13 protein-coding genes and 1 tRNA gene are annotated in these 15,727 nt (G+C 63.7%); 8 read left to right on the plus strand and 6 right to left on the minus strand.

Annotation, left to right across the window (positions count from 1 at the left end):
* Positions 1-27: 27 nt before the first annotated feature.
* From metC (IAG39_RS26910) to IAG39_RS26920, 3 genes are all read right to left on the minus strand, one after another.
* Positions 28-1,218, minus strand: coding sequence for a cystathionine beta-lyase (gene metC, locus IAG39_RS26910; RefSeq protein ID WP_118932636.1), 1,191 nt, complete (start codon positions 1,216-1,218; stop codon positions 28-30).
* 8 nt (positions 1,219-1,226) lie between these two features.
* On the minus strand, positions 1,227-1,817 hold the full coding sequence (locus tag IAG39_RS26915) for a cysteine dioxygenase family protein (RefSeq protein WP_276310543.1): 591 nt from the start codon (positions 1,815-1,817) through the stop codon (positions 1,227-1,229).
* A 552-nt stretch (positions 1,818-2,369) separates the two neighbouring features.
* A complete protein-coding gene (locus IAG39_RS26920) occupies positions 2,370-3,230 on the minus strand; it encodes a LysR substrate-binding domain-containing protein (protein WP_118932635.1) in 861 nt (286 codons plus the stop codon).
* Positions 3,231-3,380: 150 nt separating this feature from the next.
* Between IAG39_RS26920 and IAG39_RS26925 the strand changes: the two genes are divergently transcribed.
* The 6 genes from IAG39_RS26925 to IAG39_RS26950 all read left to right on the plus strand — a co-directional run bounded on the left by IAG39_RS26925 (position 3,381) and on the right by IAG39_RS26950 (position 9,754).
* A complete protein-coding gene (locus IAG39_RS26925; protein ID WP_410469190.1) occupies positions 3,381-3,917 on the plus strand; it encodes a hypothetical protein in 537 nt (178 codons plus the stop codon).
* Positions 3,918-3,989: 72 nt separating this feature from the next.
* On the plus strand, positions 3,990-5,561 hold the full coding sequence (locus IAG39_RS26930) for a rhodanese-like domain-containing protein (RefSeq protein WP_118932634.1): 1,572 nt from the start codon (positions 3,990-3,992) through the stop codon (positions 5,559-5,561).
* A gap of 105 nt (positions 5,562-5,666) precedes the next feature.
* Positions 5,667-6,872, plus strand: a complete 1,206-nt coding sequence (gene metC / locus IAG39_RS26935) for a cystathionine beta-lyase (protein WP_118932633.1) — start codon at positions 5,667-5,669, stop codon at positions 6,870-6,872.
* A gap of 86 nt (positions 6,873-6,958) precedes the next feature.
* Entirely contained in the window at positions 6,959-7,942 is a 984-nt protein-coding gene (locus IAG39_RS26940; protein WP_118932632.1) for a Bug family tripartite tricarboxylate transporter substrate binding protein, read from the plus strand.
* A gap of 14 nt (positions 7,943-7,956) precedes the next feature.
* Entirely contained in the window at positions 7,957-8,745 is a 789-nt protein-coding gene (locus tag IAG39_RS26945) for an aspartate/glutamate racemase family protein (protein WP_118932631.1), read from the plus strand.
* Positions 8,726-9,754, plus strand: coding sequence for a M14 family metallopeptidase (locus IAG39_RS26950; RefSeq protein WP_223283375.1), 1,029 nt, complete (start codon positions 8,726-8,728; stop codon positions 9,752-9,754). Before IAG39_RS26945 ends, IAG39_RS26950 begins: the two co-directional genes overlap by 20 nt.
* A 306-nt stretch (positions 9,755-10,060) precedes the next feature.
* On the opposite strand, the gene IAG39_RS26955 is transcribed toward IAG39_RS26950, so the two are convergent.
* Both IAG39_RS26955 and IAG39_RS26960 read right to left on the minus strand, forming a co-directional pair.
* A tRNA-Lys gene (locus IAG39_RS26955) sits at positions 10,061-10,136 on the minus strand.
* Positions 10,137-10,288: 152 nt separating this feature from the next.
* Positions 10,289-11,035 carry a 3-oxoacyl-ACP reductase family protein gene (locus IAG39_RS26960; protein ID WP_118932629.1) on the minus strand — a complete coding sequence of 249 codons (747 nt, stop codon included), beginning with the start codon at positions 11,033-11,035 and terminating at the stop codon, positions 10,289-10,291.
* Between the two features lie 115 nt (positions 11,036-11,150).
* On the opposite strand from IAG39_RS26960, the gene IAG39_RS26965 reads away from it, so the two are divergent.
* Together IAG39_RS26965 and IAG39_RS26970 are read left to right on the plus strand one after the other, a co-directional pair.
* A complete protein-coding gene (locus IAG39_RS26965) occupies positions 11,151-11,768 on the plus strand; it encodes a TetR/AcrR family transcriptional regulator (RefSeq protein WP_118932628.1) in 618 nt (205 codons plus the stop codon).
* A 4-nt stretch (positions 11,769-11,772) separates the two neighbouring features.
* Positions 11,773-13,362 (plus strand): sensor domain-containing diguanylate cyclase, encoded by a 1,590-nt coding sequence (locus tag IAG39_RS26970; RefSeq protein WP_118932627.1) that lies wholly within the window; start codon positions 11,773-11,775, stop codon positions 13,360-13,362.
* A 3-nt stretch (positions 13,363-13,365) separates the two neighbouring features.
* Here the strand turns inward: IAG39_RS26970 and IAG39_RS26975 are convergent, their stop codons facing one another.
* Positions 13,366-15,453, minus strand: coding sequence for an AsmA family protein (locus IAG39_RS26975; RefSeq protein WP_118932626.1), 2,088 nt, complete (start codon positions 15,451-15,453; stop codon positions 13,366-13,368).
* Positions 15,454-15,727 lie beyond the last annotated feature (274 nt).

A 15,727-nucleotide genomic window follows, 5' to 3' on the forward strand; every position in this document is an offset into this window, starting at 1 on the left:
GGGTGCCGGCCGCAGCTGGCGACACAGCTAGGAAAGGTGGGCGTCGAAGGCTTGTTGCAGGTCCGCGATGATGTCCGCCGGTTCCTCTAGGCCGATGTGAAAGCGGCACATGGCCCCGCGCGCCTTCCAGTCCGACAGACTGCGCGCCGACACCATATTCATGGGAACAACAAGGCTCTCGAATCCGCCCCAGGATGCGCCAATGCCAAAAAGGCGCAGCGCGTCGATCATGGCCTCCATCTGCCGTGCGCTGATATCCGCCTTGAATTCCACCGATACCAGGCCATTGCTGCCCTTGAAGTCTCGCTGGAAGATCCCGGCCTGCTCGCCCTCGGCCAAGCCTGCGGCGTAGACGCGGGCGACGCGTGGATCATTGCGCAACCAATCGGCCACCCGCAGCATGTTTTCCTGGTGAGTGCGCATGCGTACTGGCAGTGTGCGCAGGCCGCGCAGCATCAGCCAGGCGTCATCGGCGCCGACAGTCTGGCCATAGTTGACCTGCACCGTCTCCATCTCCTGCCAGACTTCCTTGGTAGTGACCACGGTACCCATCATGATGTCGGCATGGCCGCTAAGGTACTTGGTGGCCGCCATCAGCGAGATGTCTGCTCCCAGCGCCAGCGGTTGATGCAGAATGCCAGAGCCCCACGTGTTGTCGACAACCAGCAGGCAGCCATGCTGCCTGGCCAGCGCCGACACCTTGCGCAAATCCATCAGCTCATAGATCAACGAGCTGGGATTCTCGGCATAGATCATGCGCGTATTGGGCTGAATCTTCTCGGCCAGATCGCTGCCATCCGGACGATAGAAGCTGTGCGTGATGCCCAGGCGAGACAGGCTTTGCGCACACAGTGCGCGTGCCGGCTCGTAGACGCCGTCGGTGATCAGCACGTGGTCGCCGGACTTTAGATAGGCCAGGAATACCATGGCGATGGCCGCCAGACCGGTCGGGAAGACCTTGGCGCGATAGCCGCCTTCCAACAGGACCAGGGCATCTTCCAGCGCATAGGTGCTGTCCGTGCCGCGTGCGCCGTACGAGGCCAGGCGTTCCTGGTCGCGCCGCTGACGCGTGTCGCGCCATTCGCCCACGCTGTTAAACACATAGGTGCTCGCACGCGTGACGGGCGTGTTGACCCAGCCTTGATGGGGACGGCCCGCGCGCAGCAGACGAGTGTTGAAGCCATCTTCTTGCGCAGGCGTGGTCTGATCCTTGAGCATGGCGCGCCTCACTTGCGGGTTTGCACGCCGATAGCCATTTGCTGGCAAGTGCCATTCTCCAAATCGAAGGAGATGCGGCGATCCAGCGTTTCCAGCGCGCGGCCGTAGAAGTGCAGATGACGGATCACGTCCTGGCCTTCGATATGTACGGCATGGATGTCATCGGCCATCAGCGCAATGCCGCTTCCTGGCTCGACTACCACGGTGCCGGTCTTTTCCAGCTGCGCGCGCCCGGGCTCGCTGCCGTCATCCTTGCGATCATAGGTGTAGTTCAGCTCCACGCCTTCGACCGCGGCGATACATGCCCAGGTCGTATGGTTATGCGGCACGATTTTTTTGCCCGGGCGCATGACGTTCAGGTACAGCGCATACGACTTGTCGGCATCTTCCTGGATCAGGTAGCGGGCCTGCAGCTCACCGGCTTCAGGCGCCGGGTAGTGCGACTCGTCCCACCAGTCTTTGTTTGCGGCCAGACCGATCAGTTTGGACAGCGTTTTTTCCAACGTCGCCCGGTTTTCACCTTCTTGGCTGAACAGCGTCTTGACCTGTTCGATGGTGGTGCCGATCTGTTCCGATCCCGGGTTTTTTTGCTGCGGCATTGCGAATCTCCTTGTAGAACGGCGTATGAGTTGCAGCCGATCTTAAAGAGCCATGCCCAGCCATTCAAATTAATGTTGCAGGAAAATGTATTGAAAAAGCTAATGGATTGCCTGTCGTCATAGAGTGAGAGAGCCAGCGCCGCGAGCGCTTGATTTCTTTCGGTAAGGGTAAGTACTAGATCGTTGACAGCGAATTTGCCACCGATGACAGCCCTGTGATTGTGCAGGAACCGTAATGGATTTTGAGGTGGCGCTTTGCAGTGGACGTACAGGGAAATCGGACGATCTCCAGCGAAGGTTGAACTGGTTGAAATTCGCTCTAAATCAGTAAGCGTGCTGATTTTTGCTGAACTGGTGGACGCAACGCTCTGTACTGGTACTGCGCCGACATCTCGATGCTGTCTGCCAGACAAGCGCTCTGTTGTTTGGCGAAGAACCGAGAGCAGTACATTTCCGGCGCGGTATCGAACGCGGCCCGTGATGTAGCCGCAGCGACGCGCTATTGCGCCTGAGATTTGAGGCCCGCCGCTGTTCTTTGAGCTGCGTGAGCCATTACGCGCCGCTGAAGCGCACGCGGGCCTGGAGGCTCTCGAAGACCTGCCGGATCACCGGATTGACTACGTGGCTGCGAATGTAGAGCCTATAGACCAGGTCCGGCAGCGGCGGCATGTTGTCGCCTGCACCCAGCACGCGCAGACCCGGATCGAGCTGCTCCACACCGCGAGCCGTGACGCCCAGTCCGGCGCGCAGCGCCGCGCGGATGCCGACCAGGCTGGTCGAGGTATGGCTGGGCGTCCAGGGAATGCCGGCGGTGTCCAGGGCTTCGCAGGCCAGCCGGCGAAAGATGCTCGGGCCGTCCGCCATCACCAGCGGTATGGGCTTGAACGGATCGTGCGCATAGTTGGCGCCGCACAACCAGACGGTGGGGCTGGAGCGCAGGACAAAGCCCTCGAAGGCCTCGTCCTCGCGGTTGGAGATCACCATGTCCATCTCGCCCTGCTTGAGCGATTCCATCAGGAACGGGCTGCGCCCGACATGGAGATCGAACTGCATGCCGGGAAAATTCAATGCAATTTCCTGCAGCACGGGTGGCAGCATGGTGTCGGCCGTGTCGTGGGGCGCGCCGATGCGCACCAGGCCCTGAACCTGCCGGTGCTGCAAATTTCTAAGCGCCTCGTCATGGATCGCGAGCATATGCAACGCATAGCCCAGCAGACGCCGGCCATGATCGGTCAGGCGCTTCTGCCGCCCTTGTTTCTCGAATAGTTCATGACCAACCTTGTCTTCCAGGCGCTGCATCTGCTGCGTGATGGTGGACTGCGTGCGCCCGAGCTGCAACGCAGCCGCGGCGAAGCTGCCTTTGTTCGCGATGGTCGCCAAAGTCCGCAGAAGTTCCAGATCAAGCATGTCCATACTTTAATTATATTGAAGTATTAACTTGAACTCCCCAGATTGTTTGACATCGGGCGCGGGACTAAATTGGCCTTCAACGACCAGAAGGAGCCCGTCTTGAACAACATTGCTGAGCGACGAGAACAAGCCGTGGCCTCGGCTGTTTCCGCCATGAGGAGTGCCATCGGCGCCGGTCCAGCCACGCGCGAAAACCTGGACGCGGTATTGCACCAGTTGCTGGATCTCGCGGCACGGCGAGATCTGTGGCAACCCGCCGATTACCCAGCTCCCGAGGCCCGCGAGCACCAGGCACGCTATCTGATCGCCGAGGATCCAGACCATAGCTACGCGCTGTATCTCAATGTGATGCGCCCCGTCAAACGCATCGCGCCACACAATCACACGACCTGGGCCTGTATCGCCGCCGTGGAGGGTAGCGAGCACAACCGCGTCTATGAACGCTCCGACGACGGTACGGTGCCCGGCGTCGGAACGCTGCGCGAGACCGAGATGGTGATGGTGACGCCGGGACAGGGCATCGCGCTGATGCCCAACGATATCCATTCGGTGGAAATCCGCGGCGCGCAAATCATTCGCCATTTACACGTGTATGGCCGAGCGCTGGAAACCCTGAACGAGCGCGTCAGTTACGACCTGGAAACTGGCACCTACCGGACCATGCCGATCGGCGTACAGACACGCCGCTGAGCGCAGCACCGGATCTCCACCGCGTGCGTGCGCGTCAGTGCATCACTCTGCCTCCATCTACCGACTCCCTTCATGCCTATTTCCGTTTCCGCTTCCACCCTCAAATCCTGGCTGCACGATGGCAGGGAGATCGCCTTGCTCGATGTGCGCGAGCACGGCCAATACGGCGAATCGCACCTGTTCTATGCGACCTCGCTGCCCTATAGCCGGCTGGAGCTGGAGATTGCACGCCTGGTGCCGCGCAAGCAGGCTCGCGTCGTGGTGTATGACGGAGGCGAAGGCGGCAGCGCGGGCGTGGCCGAGCGCGCGCGCCTGCGCCTGGAGGCGCTGGGCTACACGCAGGTCGCCATTCTGGAAGGCGGCACCCGCGCCTGGCGCGGGGCGGGCTATCAATTGTTCGCCGGCGTGAACCTGCCATCCAAGACTTTCGGCGAGCTCGCAGAACACGTCTATCGGACACCCCGTATCACCGCGCGGCAGTTGGCGCAGAAGCAGGCCGAGGGAGCGCCGTTGGTGGTGCTGGATGGGCGTCCCGTGTCGGAGTTCGGCAAGATGAATATTCCGGGCGCCATCTGCTGCCCAAACGGCGAGCTGGCCTATCGCATCCGCAACCTGGCGCCCGACGAGTCGACGCCTATCGTCATCAATTGCGCCGGCCGGACGCGCTCGATCATCGGCGCGCAGACCTTGATCAACCTAGGTGTTCCCAACCCAATCTACGCGCTGGAAAACGGCACGCAGGGCTGGTATCTGGCAGACCTGCCGCTCGAGCATGGTGGAACCCGGCGCTATGCCGACGACTCCGGCGGACAGTCCCTGCAGACGCAGGCCCGGGCCCTGGCGGCGCGCTTCGACGTGCCCTACGTGGACGCGCCAACCGTAAGGACCTGGTTCCAGGACGTCGGACGTTCCCTCTTTCTCTGCGACGTGCGCACGCCGGAAGAGTTCAAGGCCGGGTCGCTACAGGGCGCGCAGCATACGCCGGGCGGCCAATTGATGCAGGCGAGCGACCAGTATGTCGGCGTGCGCGGCGCGCGCCTGGTGCTCTTCGACAGCGACGGTGTGCGCGCGCCCGTAGTTGCGAGCTGGCTGCGCCAGATGGGCCATGACGCCTGCGTGCTGGCCGGCGGGCTGAACAGCGGCCTGGCGCTGGATGTCGAAGCAAGCCCGCCCGCTCCGGCGCTGGCCAGCATCTCGGTGCCGGAATTGGCGCGGCGCCTGCAACGGCAGGACGTGGCGGTGGTGGACCTGCGTCCAGGCATGCGCTACCGGGCCGCGCACATACCCGGCGCGCGCTGGTCGATCGGCCCAAACCTGGCGCGCGACCTCGTAGCCGAACCCTGCCAGATCGTGCTGGTCGCGGACGAGGCCGAGCTGGCGCAATGGGCTTCGCTGGAACTTCCCCAGGCACCGCTGCTGCTCGAGGGCGGCATGGGCGCCTGGCAGCAGGCGGCCATGCCGGTCGAATCGAGCCCTGATCGCCCATCGGATGAAGCATGCGTTGATTACCTGTTCTTTGTGCACGACCGGCACGATGGCAACAAGGAGGCGGCCCGCCAATACCTGGCCTGGGAAACCGGTCTGGTACCCCTGCTCGACGAGCGGGAATTGGCGGCCTTCCGCCTGCCACCCGCCGCCAACTAACCCACGCCACGCATGGCTGCCATAACCGGCAGGTAGCAACATCATGCGCACGATCTTCTTCCCGATCCGATCTCTGTCAACCCCGTCAGTCCAGATGGTTTCACGATGAAAGACGAACACTCTCTGTCCAGGAAATGGAGTACGCAAACCCGCCTGTCCCACACTGGAAAGGCCCCGGCGTACATCGGTGGCACGGCCGTCAACCCGTCGATCGTGCGTGCCAGCACGGTCGTCTTCGAAAATACCGCTCACCAGCGCGAAATGCGCGAGCGGCGGGGCCAGGAACGCATCTTCAGCTACGGCGCCCGCGGCACGCCCACCACCTTCGCGCTGGAGGACGCAGTCAGCGAACTGGAGGGTGCCTACCGCACCCGCCTGCTCCCGACCGGACTGGCGGCCATCGGCATGACGTTGCTGAGTTACCTGCGGCCCGGCGATCACGTGCTGCTGACCGACAGCGCCTATCAACCGGTGCGGCACATGGCGCAGCAGTTCCTGCAGCCCTACGGTATCGAGTACACCTTCTTCGCAGCCGACGGCAGCGATGCCGAGGCGAAGATGCGTCCCAACACCCGCATGCTCTACGCCGAGTGCCCCGGCTCGCTGGTCTACGAAATGTGCGACTTGCCCGCGCTCGCCGCCATGGCGCACGAACGCGGCGCGATCGTGGTGGCAGACAACACTTGGGGATCGGGCTACCAGTACCGGCCGTTGCTGCTGGGCGCGGACGTTTCGGTGATGGCCGCGACCAAGTACCTATCCGGCCATTCGGACGTGATGATGGGAACCGTGGCTACGACCGAAGCAGCCTGGGGCGCGCTAGCCGAGCGCTGCGATGCCTTCGGCATGACTGTCAGCCCCGACGATGCGTGGCTGGTGCTGCGCGGCATGCGTACCCTGGCAGCGCGTCTCCAAATGCATGAACAGCACGCGCTGACGGTGGCGAAGTGGTTGCTGGAGCAGCCGGCGGTGCGGACGGTATTCTGCCCAGCCCTGCCGTCGCATCCCGGACATGAATTGTGGCTGCGCGATTGCCAAGGCACCAATGGACTGGTGTCTTTCGAATTGCCCGAAGGCACACCTCAAGCCAACGTTGACCGCTTCATCGACAGCCTGCGGCTGTTCGGCTTGGGTGCATCCTGGGGAGGCTACGAGAGCCTGGTCACAGGCGCGCACCTCACCCAGGCGCGTAGCGTCACAGACTGGAGCGGCCACGGGCCGGTGGTGCGCTTGCACATCGGCCTCGAGAATCCGGCCGATCTCATCGAGGATCTCGCACAGGGCTTCGAACAGGCGGCTCTGGCGAAATAGCGCGCGTCCACGGCTGCCGAGCGTCCGTCCGGTCGCGACAAGCACTCGCATACGGCGAGCGCATACACACACACAAGGAGAAAACCATGAGAAATGCCTATTCCAGACTGCTCGCCGTGTCCGCTTGCGCTGTAGCAGCCTACTTCGGAGGCGCAGCCCAGGTCTGCGCCGCCTATCCGGAAAAGCCGATCACCATCACCGTACCGTTCCCCGCCGGAGGCGGCGTGGACGTGGTCGGCCGGCTCTACGCGCAGCAGATCACCGAGAGCACAGGGGCGAGCATCGTCGTGGAGAACCGTGCCGGCTCGGGCGGCATCATCGGCGTAGGTGCGATCGCTCGTTCGAAGGCGGACGGATACCAGTTCGTGATGGGCAGTCCGGGCAATATCAGTATTGCCCCGAGCGCCTACCGCTCGCTCAGCTACGATCCCGCGAAAGACCTGCAGGCCGTGGCCATGGGCGTGCAGATGCCCATCCTGCTGGTGGCCAGGCCGGATGCGCCGTTCACCACAGTGGCCGAACTGATCAGCTACAGCAAGCAGAATCCGGGCAAGCTCACCTATGGTTCCGGGGGCACGGGGACCTCGCTGCACCTCGCGGGCGCCATGTTCGCCCAGATGGCTGGAATTAACGCCCTGCACGTGCCGTATAAAGGCTCGACCCCGGCATTAATCGACTTGATGGGCGGGCGCGTCGACTATATGTTTGTCGACACGTCTGCGATGGCGAATGTGAACGCAGGAAAGATCAAGCTGCTGGCAGTCACCAGCGGCAAGCGTTCGACTTTGCTGCCGGATACACCGACGGTCGCGGAATCGGGGCTACCGGGCTACGAAGCCATCAATTGGTATGGTTTCTTCGCGCCCGCCGGCACACCTCCCGAAGCGGTGCAGTGGCTGCACGACAAGATACAGGCAGCCCTGGCCGAGCCAGCCTTGGTGAATAAGCTCAAGAGCCAGATGGTCGAGCTACCGCCCGCCATGGACAGCGCCGCCTTCGCCCAATTCGTTGCCGGCGATACAGCCAAGTGGTCGCAGCTGATCAAGGCAATGAACCTGAAGCTGGATTAAGGGCGGAGGCTCGCATGATTCGTCCCGTCGCGCGCATCGGCGTGCTACTGCCGGAAGGCAATATCACCTGTGAAGTCGAGTTTCCCCGGTTGGGGCAGTCCGAAGCCAGCTTCCATTTCCAGCGGTTGCATCGCGACGGCGCGGCGCTATCGGCCGAGTCTCTGCTGACGCTGCATCGCGGTGTCGACGCGGCGCTGGCCGCGTTGCGCGACACGAGCCCGCGGGCGTATGTGTTTGCGTGCACGTCCGGCACCTTCCTGGCAGGACATGACAGGCATGACGATGCCGCTGCGCGGATCCGCGCAGCCACAGGGTGCCCGGCCATCACGACCGCCAGCGCGCTATTGCAGGCATGCAGCGCCCTGACCGTGCGTCGACTCCACATGCTGGCGCCATATCCCGACGCGATCACTCGCCAGGAGGCCGAATTCCTGGCATTTCACGGCGTCGACGCCAGCCACTACGACACCCTGGAATGTCGCGACGGCAATGCCATACGCGGATTGGACGAGAGCACGGTGTACCAGCGTCTGATGGCGCGCGCCGACGACGCGCGTCGCGCTGACGCTGTCTTCCTGAGTTGCACCAATATGCCAACGCTAGGTCTGATCGAAGCACTAGAAGCCGATCTGGGCGTGCCCGTTTTTTCGTCGAATACCGCCACGGCCTGGGCGGGCCTACGACTGGCGGGCGTCGCCGGCGATACCCCAGCGATTGGCGTGCTCGGCCGGCAGGCACTGCCCGAGCGCGCGCACTTTTCTACCACTTTCGATACAAGGAACCATGATGGGCGTCATCCGTGATTTTCTTTCTGATTTTTCGGGCCCCGCGCTCAAGCAGGGCGCGATCGACGTGGGGACCATGGCATCCGGCATGGCCGTGGAGCTGCCTTTCGTAGCCATTCGTGGTGCCCGACCAGGCAAAACGCTATGGCTCAATGGGCAGGTCCATGGCGATGAGATCAACGGCATCCTGGCGGCCCTGCGCTTCGCGCGCAGCCTGGACCCAGCCACCATGAGCGGCAATGTGGTGGTCACTCCCACGGCCAATCCCCACGCACTGGACAGCCGTCGGAAACGCAATCCATATGACGATCTCGATCTCGACCAATGCTATCCCGGCAACCCCGGCGGCCTGATCTCCGAGCGGCTGGCACATGCACTGATGCAGGAGATCCGCGGCACCGCCGACCTGCTGATCAACCTGCACACCATGAACGCGCTATTCGATTCACGGGTCTACGCAGTCTACAAGGTGCATCCGGACAGTCCATTGTCTGAAGAAGCGCTACTGGATCTGATTGCGCTGTTCGAACCCAACGTCGCCTGCCGCATGGATGTGGGTGGCAAGGGTGAACTGCCGGGCAATATCGCCGGCGCACTCGACTATCAGTGCCTGGCGTTGGGTATACCCGCATTCATGCTGGAACTGGGAGGAGGCAGCCGCTGCGAGATCGCCAACGTCGACCAGGCCGAGCGCGGTTTCGCCCGGCTGGCTGCACGCCTGGGAATCCTTGACGGTCAGGCCGACGACTTCGTCGCCAAGCGCGTGCGACGCGTGACCCGGCGCGGCTGGTTGACCTTTGCGCATGGCGGCCTGTTCATGCCGGCGGTCGAAGCCGGCGTCACGCTGCCGGCCGGCAGCCTGCTTGGCGCGACCATGGATCTGCACGGCAATCCACTCGAGAGAATCGAGCTTGCGCATGATGCCGTGGTCATCGGCTTGCGCCGTGATCCCGTCGTGCACACGGGCGAGCGCGCCGCGTTTGTCGCGCGAGAATGGGAGGAAGTCGAAACTAATATTGCACGATAAGCGCCACGCTTCATCTTGATGGCACGGATGCGTTTGCGGTCACCGGCCGCATTCCGCCAAGAGCTGCCTGTACTTCTGACCATTCTTCGCATCGGGCCGGCTCTCGCCTATTCCCATGGCATCCCGCTCCTGATGCTGAAAGAACTTGGGGCTGGGAAACCATCGATATGGTGAAGCGCCATGCACGCCCGGCGCCAAGCCACCTTGCAGCTCATGTGCCACGGTCAAGTTTTGGTCAAACTCGGCGGGGCAATGAAAAACGCCCTAGTCGCTTAGCGACTAGGGCGTTGATTTCATTATGAATTCTGGTGGGCTGTGAGTGGCTCGAACACTCGACCTACGGATTAAGAGTCCGCTGCTCTACCAACTGAGCTAACAGCCCTGCAACTTCACTCAGTTTCGTCCGCTTTGCTGCGCGTTTTTTAGTTCGCTGCCGCTGCGTTTCGTTATGTGTGTAGTGCGAAGAAGAAAGATTATATGCAGCTTTTTTGGTTTGTGCAAGTCACCTGGGAAAAAACTTTTCCCAGGCCTGCCTCAAGCCGCAAATCCGCCATCCACCGACAGGCTCGCGCCCGTGACGTAGCGCCCTTCCGGCCCGGCCAGGAACGCCACCATGCCGGCGATATCACGCGCCTCGCCGTAGTGCGGCAGGGACAGCACCGCCACCAGGTCCGCCGCATGCGCGCCGTCGGCGGGATTCATGTCGGTGTCGATCGGGCCGGGGTGCACCACATTGGCGGTAATGCCGCGTGCGCCCAGGTCGCGCGCCAGGCCCTGGGTCAGGCCGACCAGCGCGGACTTGCTGGCGGCATACAGCGCAACGCCTGCGCGGCCCGCGCGGCCTGCCAGGCAGCTGCCGATGTTGATGATGCGTCCGCCGTCCGGCATGGACGCCTGTGCCGCTTGAATGGCGACGAACGGCGCGCGCACGTTGACGTCCATGGTGCGCTCGTAGTCGTCGAGGCTGGTTTCGCCGATCGTGCCGGTCAGGAAGATGCCGGCGTTGTTGACCAGCACGTCTATCGGTCCCAGTTCGGCGACGGCCCGGTCGACCGCGCCGCGAACCGCGGACGCGTCCGCCGCGTCTGCCTGGATGGCGAGCGCGCGGCGCCCGTCCCCCGACAGTTCGCGTACCAGCGCCTGCGCGCCGGCGGCCGAGGAAGCGCTCACATAAGTGAAAGCCACGTCGGCGCCATCGGCCGCGAGGCGGCGCACGATGGCGGCCCCGATCCCCCGGCTGCCGCCGGTGACGAAGGCAATTTTTCCAGTCAGATTCGGCATTGCGATATCCATATTTGTAGTGATCAGTACAAATATATTCGCCGAGCGCATTGACGTCCGTCAACTATTTTTTTATCGACCACCACAAAATTCTCTGACGAGTAAAATCACGCCCATGGCAGAACGTGGGCGCCCCAGGAACTTCGATCGTGCCCAGGCCTTGCGCAAGGCCATGGACGTCTTCTGGTCGAAGGGATATGACGGAGCATCGCTGACCGACCTCACGGCGGCGATGGGCATCAATTCGCCCAGCCTTTACGGCGCATTCGGCTCAAAGGAAGGACTATTCCGCGAAGCGGTGGAGCTCTACCGCGAAACCGAGGGCAGCTCGGCGCGACGCGCGCTGCAAGAAGCGCCCACGGCGCGCGAAGCCATCCAATCCATGCTGCTGGCTTCCGCAGAACGCTTCACCGCTCCGGGTACGCCGTCGGGCTGCATGATCGTGCTGAGCGCGCCGGCAGGCTGCGTGAATCAGGCCGGCGTGGGCGACTTCCTGGGCGACAACCGCCGCGACATGCAAAGCCGCATCCTGGCCCGCCTCAATGCTGGCGCATCCGATGGCGAACTGCCCGCCGGCGTCGATCTCAAGAGCCTGGCCGCCTTCTACACCACCGTGCTGCATGGCATGTCGATCCAGGCGCGCGACGGCGCCAGCCGCAAGACCTTGCAAGCCGTGGCCAGACAGGCGATGAGAGCCTGGGACGCGCTGACCGAAAGCATACCTAACGGATAACGCCATGTTCCGGATCAACCTGCGGCATCTCATCCTGTGGATCAGCTTGCTGTCGGTTCTGCTCGCGCTGATGGGCAGCCTGCATGCCAGTTACCTGGTGCAGCGTGATCTTCTGCTGCGCACCGCGCTGGAACTCAACCAGGCCTACGCCTCCAAGCTGGCTTCCGTGACCGACGTGTTCCTGACCGACCTCAGGAACTATCTGTCGTATAGCGCGGAAATGCTGGCCGACATGGAAGTGCATCCCGAACACATGGCGGCCGAGACGCAGCGCCAGGAACGGCAGCTCGGCCAGTTCAACTCCACGTTTGTCGTGTCGCCACAAGGCACGGTACTGGCGGCATCGACCTCGGACCGCGCGTTGCTGGGCCAGCAACTGAACAGCGAGGCCGTCAGCCGCGCGCAGGCGACCTTGCACCCGACGGTCAGCGCCCCGTTCATGGACCTCAAGAACCGCTGGCTGATCCTGTACACCCACCCGATTTTCTCGGCCGACCACCGCTATCTGGGGTTTCTCGGCGGCACGCTCTACCTGCATGAGCACAACATGCTGGATCACCTGCTGAGCCAGCACTTCTACCGCGGCGACTCCTCTCTTTACGTCATCGATCGCAACGGCACCCTGATCTATCACCCCGACCCCGGCCGCTTGGGACAGAGCGTCTCCAAATCCGACGCGTTCGCCCCCGCCTTGCGAGGCGAAACCGGCGAAATGCGCTTCACCGACGACGACGGCCACGCGTTGCTGACGGGCTATGCGCCAGTGCCCAGCATGGGCTGGAGCATCATCGCGCAACGCCACGTCGACGCGACCTTGCAACCTCTGGGCGATCTGCTTCTGACCACCGCTCTCCATACCTTGCCGCTGCTGCTGCTTTCAGTGGCCTCCATCTGGCTGCTGTCGCGCTGGATCGCCCGGCCGCTAGGCGAACTGGCCGGCATCGCCAAGCACATGCAGAACGCGGATTCAGCGGATCGCATCCGCAACGTGCGCTCCTGGTACTTTGAAGCCGCGCAACTCAAGCGCGCGCTGCTGGCGGGGCTGTCCTCGATCCACCACAAAATCCGCGACCTGCGCCGTGAAACCACTACCGATACCTTGACAGGCCTCTTGAACCGGCGGGGAATGGACGAGGCGCTGGCGCTGCTGCAAGCCGAGAAACAGCCGGTGGCGGCCGTGGTCATCGACATTGACCACTTCAAGCGCATCAATGACCGCTACGGCCACGCGGAAGGCGATCGCGCGCTGCAATCCCTGGCCAAGCTGATGAGCGACGGTTCGCGCAGCGGCGACACCGTGGCGCGCGCCGGCGGCGAGGAGTTCGTCATGCTGCTGCCCGGCGCCCCCCTGGAAGCCGCCATCGCCCTGGTGGAGCGGCTGCGTCAGCGCATTGCCACCGAGCCGGGCGCCGTCGCCACGCCCTTCACCATTTCGGCGGGAGTAGCGGCCTACCCCGCGCATGGCGCGACGCTGGACGCCGTACTGCAACGCGCCGACCAGGCGCTCTACTACGCCAAGAACCACGGCCGCGACGCCGTCTGCGTCGCGGACGACGACGCCCAGGCCGGAGCGCGCCGGGCCTCGCCGGCCTGAGCTCTATTTGCCTTTGGACGGAGCGGGCGGCGGCGCCTTGGGCGGCACGCGCATCTGCTTCAGCAAGGGACCGCAGGCATTGTCGTCGGTGGTGCTGGGCGCAACCAGCGCCAGCAACCCGGCGGCCGGCGTCAGCAGTACGCCCAGGGCCACCATGCCCGCGCCGCGCGCCGCCAGGGGCAGCACATGTACCCCCACGTCCGGCGAGCCGAAGGTGCCCCGTACATACAAGGGAGAGCGCAGCGAGAAGATGCGGAAGCCCTTGCTGTCCGGGGTGATGTCCAGGTCCATCTTCTCGTTCTTGAAGTCAGCCGTGCCGGTGATGCTGATCAGCGCGTTCTCGGTGTCGAACACGAACACGCGCGGCGTCATCACGCCGTTCTTCATTTCCAGGTCGGCCGCGCCGCAATTGATCTTCACCTCGTCGTCGCCGAACAGCTTGGAGACGACGTAGTTGCCCACGTTGAGCCCCGCGATCTCCATCAGGCTGCGACTGATGACGCCATCGTTGACCAGCATCTTCACATCGCCCGTCGCGGTGCCCAGCAGGGCTGCGACCGAGTTCCCCGCGCCGCTCAGCGCCATGTCGCCATTCAGCTCGCCCAGCGTTTTCTGCATGGCGGCGGTGGAGGGGAAGAGTTGCTTGAGCCGCAAGCGGCGCGCGCTGATGTCCACACGCCCGGTCAGGGTCGAGCCGGAGCCATCCAGCCGTATGGTCGAATTGATATTGCCGCCAGCCATGCCGAAGCGCAACGGTTCCAGCGTGAGCTTGCCATCCTGCAGCACCAGGTGCACGGACAGGTCCGACAGCGGCAGCTTGCTGTCATGCACGATGCGGCCGGCATCCAGCGCAACGTCGGCATCCATGTCACGCCAGCGGTCGGTACGGAATGCCTGCGTGGGCAGCACCTTGCCCCCCTTCGGCTTGGCCGGCGCGTCCTTGGCCTTGTCCGTTTCGGCGCCCGCGACCTTGCCCGATGGCACGCCGATCAGCGGCCCCAGGTCCTCCATGCGCAACTGTTTGGAGGAAAGCTTGCCGGTCAGCTTGGGCCGGGGCATGCCCAATGCGAAACTGATGTCGCCATGCAGATCGCTGTTACCCACCTTGCCGTTGAAATCCTTGTAGTCAAACACCGCCCCGCCGGGATTGCGCAGCTTGGCCACCAAGTGGCCGTCGGTGGAATACGGCGGCGTGTCCGGCAGCGTGACGCCCGTCAGCGGATATAGCTGCGCCATGGACGCGCCCGACAACTTCAAACGCAGATCCAGCGAGCCGAGGTTGACCGGATCGGTCAAGGTTCCCGCGATTGAAGCCCGGGTACCGCCGATGGTTACGTCCGCCTGCACAGGAAAAGGCTGCCTGGCGTCCTGCAGGGCCAGCATGCCGCCGACCTTGCCTTCGCCCTTGGTGGCCAGGCCCTTGAACTTGCCGTCCAGCTTCCAGCCGAAAACGTAGTCGCGCGGCGACGGTGCGGCCCCACCCTCTTCCGCTGCAAAGGCTGCCCCGGCCACGTCGGCGAACGGCACCGGCTTGCCCAGGGGATCGACCAGCACGGTCAGGTCCGCCTTGAGAACTTCGTCCATCAGCGCCACCCGGCCCTTGTCAAAGCCAATCTCATTGATGTCCAGCACCCAGGGCGAAGGCTCGCCGGTTTCTGGCAGCGTGAACTCCCAGTTGGCGCGGCCGTCGGCCAGGCGCTGCAGATCGGCGGCGGGTTCGGTCAGCTGGATGCGGCGGATGACCACGCGCTGGCGCAGCAGCGGCAGGAGCGCCAGGCTGAACTCGCCGCGCTTGAGGGTTGCGAACTGGGGCGCCTTGGCCCAGGGCGCATTGGCCACGGAGATATCGTTGGCAATGACATGCGGCCATGGCACCCAGGCCCGCCAGCCGCCCTCGTCGGGTTCGCGCGTCCATTTGACGCTGAGATCGCCGTTGATGGCGAAGGAGCGCCCGACTGCGGCGCTGGCCCGCTCATTGATGAAAGGCTTGGCGCGATTCCAGTCGAAGGTGGCGATCACGGCCACCAGTACCGCCACGAGGAGCGCCGCTCCCCCTACAATCCCGATCGCTATTTTTCCTGAGCGCGTCATGGTTATTATCCTTGGCATTGCGGCCGGCGTACCGCTGCCGGCCCTCGTTACCGTCAAGGGTATCGCGGCCTGCGGCGCCGGCCAGGCTTTCCGGCCCCATAATGTGTGCGGATTTTTCCTCGCCAGGCTCTCCAGGCAGCGCCACCCGGCACGCGCCAGCCGGGGTTTGCCCAGCATGGCGCGTGCCCGGCCCCGTGGCGGCCGGTTACAAAACGAAATAGCTCCGCGCGGCGAAATGTGACCCAGGCATCGGCGCCTACCGAATTTTCGACGC

This window comes from Achromobacter xylosoxidans, assembly GCF_014490035.1.
GTDB classification, from domain to species: Bacteria; Pseudomonadota; Gammaproteobacteria; order Burkholderiales; family Burkholderiaceae_B; genus Achromobacter; species Achromobacter bronchisepticus_A.

Coding starts and splice junctions, on each gene's coding strand:
- metC (WP_118932636.1), bottom strand. CDS start 1,218: ATGCTCAAGGATCAGACCACGCCTGCGCAAGAAGATGGCTTCAACACT.
- IAG39_RS26915 (WP_276310543.1), bottom strand. CDS start 1,817: ATGCCGCAGCAAAAAAACCCGGGATCGGAACAGATCGGCACCACCATC.
- IAG39_RS26920 (WP_118932635.1), bottom strand. CDS start 3,230: ATGGACATGCTTGATCTGGAACTTCTGCGGACTTTGGCGACCATCGCG.
- IAG39_RS26925 (WP_410469190.1), top strand. CDS start 3,381: ATGAGGAGTGCCATCGGCGCCGGTCCAGCCACGCGCGAAAACCTGGAC.
- IAG39_RS26930 (WP_118932634.1), top strand. CDS start 3,990: ATGCCTATTTCCGTTTCCGCTTCCACCCTCAAATCCTGGCTGCACGAT.
- metC (WP_118932633.1), top strand. CDS start 5,667: ATGAAAGACGAACACTCTCTGTCCAGGAAATGGAGTACGCAAACCCGC.
- IAG39_RS26940 (WP_118932632.1), top strand. CDS start 6,959: ATGAGAAATGCCTATTCCAGACTGCTCGCCGTGTCCGCTTGCGCTGTA.
- IAG39_RS26945 (WP_118932631.1), top strand. CDS start 7,957: ATGATTCGTCCCGTCGCGCGCATCGGCGTGCTACTGCCGGAAGGCAAT.
- IAG39_RS26950 (WP_223283375.1), top strand. CDS start 8,726: ATGATGGGCGTCATCCGTGATTTTCTTTCTGATTTTTCGGGCCCCGCG.
- IAG39_RS26960 (WP_118932629.1), bottom strand. CDS start 11,035: ATGCCGAATCTGACTGGAAAAATTGCCTTCGTCACCGGCGGCAGCCGG.
- IAG39_RS26965 (WP_118932628.1), top strand. CDS start 11,151: ATGGCAGAACGTGGGCGCCCCAGGAACTTCGATCGTGCCCAGGCCTTG.
- IAG39_RS26970 (WP_118932627.1), top strand. CDS start 11,773: ATGTTCCGGATCAACCTGCGGCATCTCATCCTGTGGATCAGCTTGCTG.
- IAG39_RS26975 (WP_118932626.1), bottom strand. CDS start 15,453: ATGACGCGCTCAGGAAAAATAGCGATCGGGATTGTAGGGGGAGCGGCG.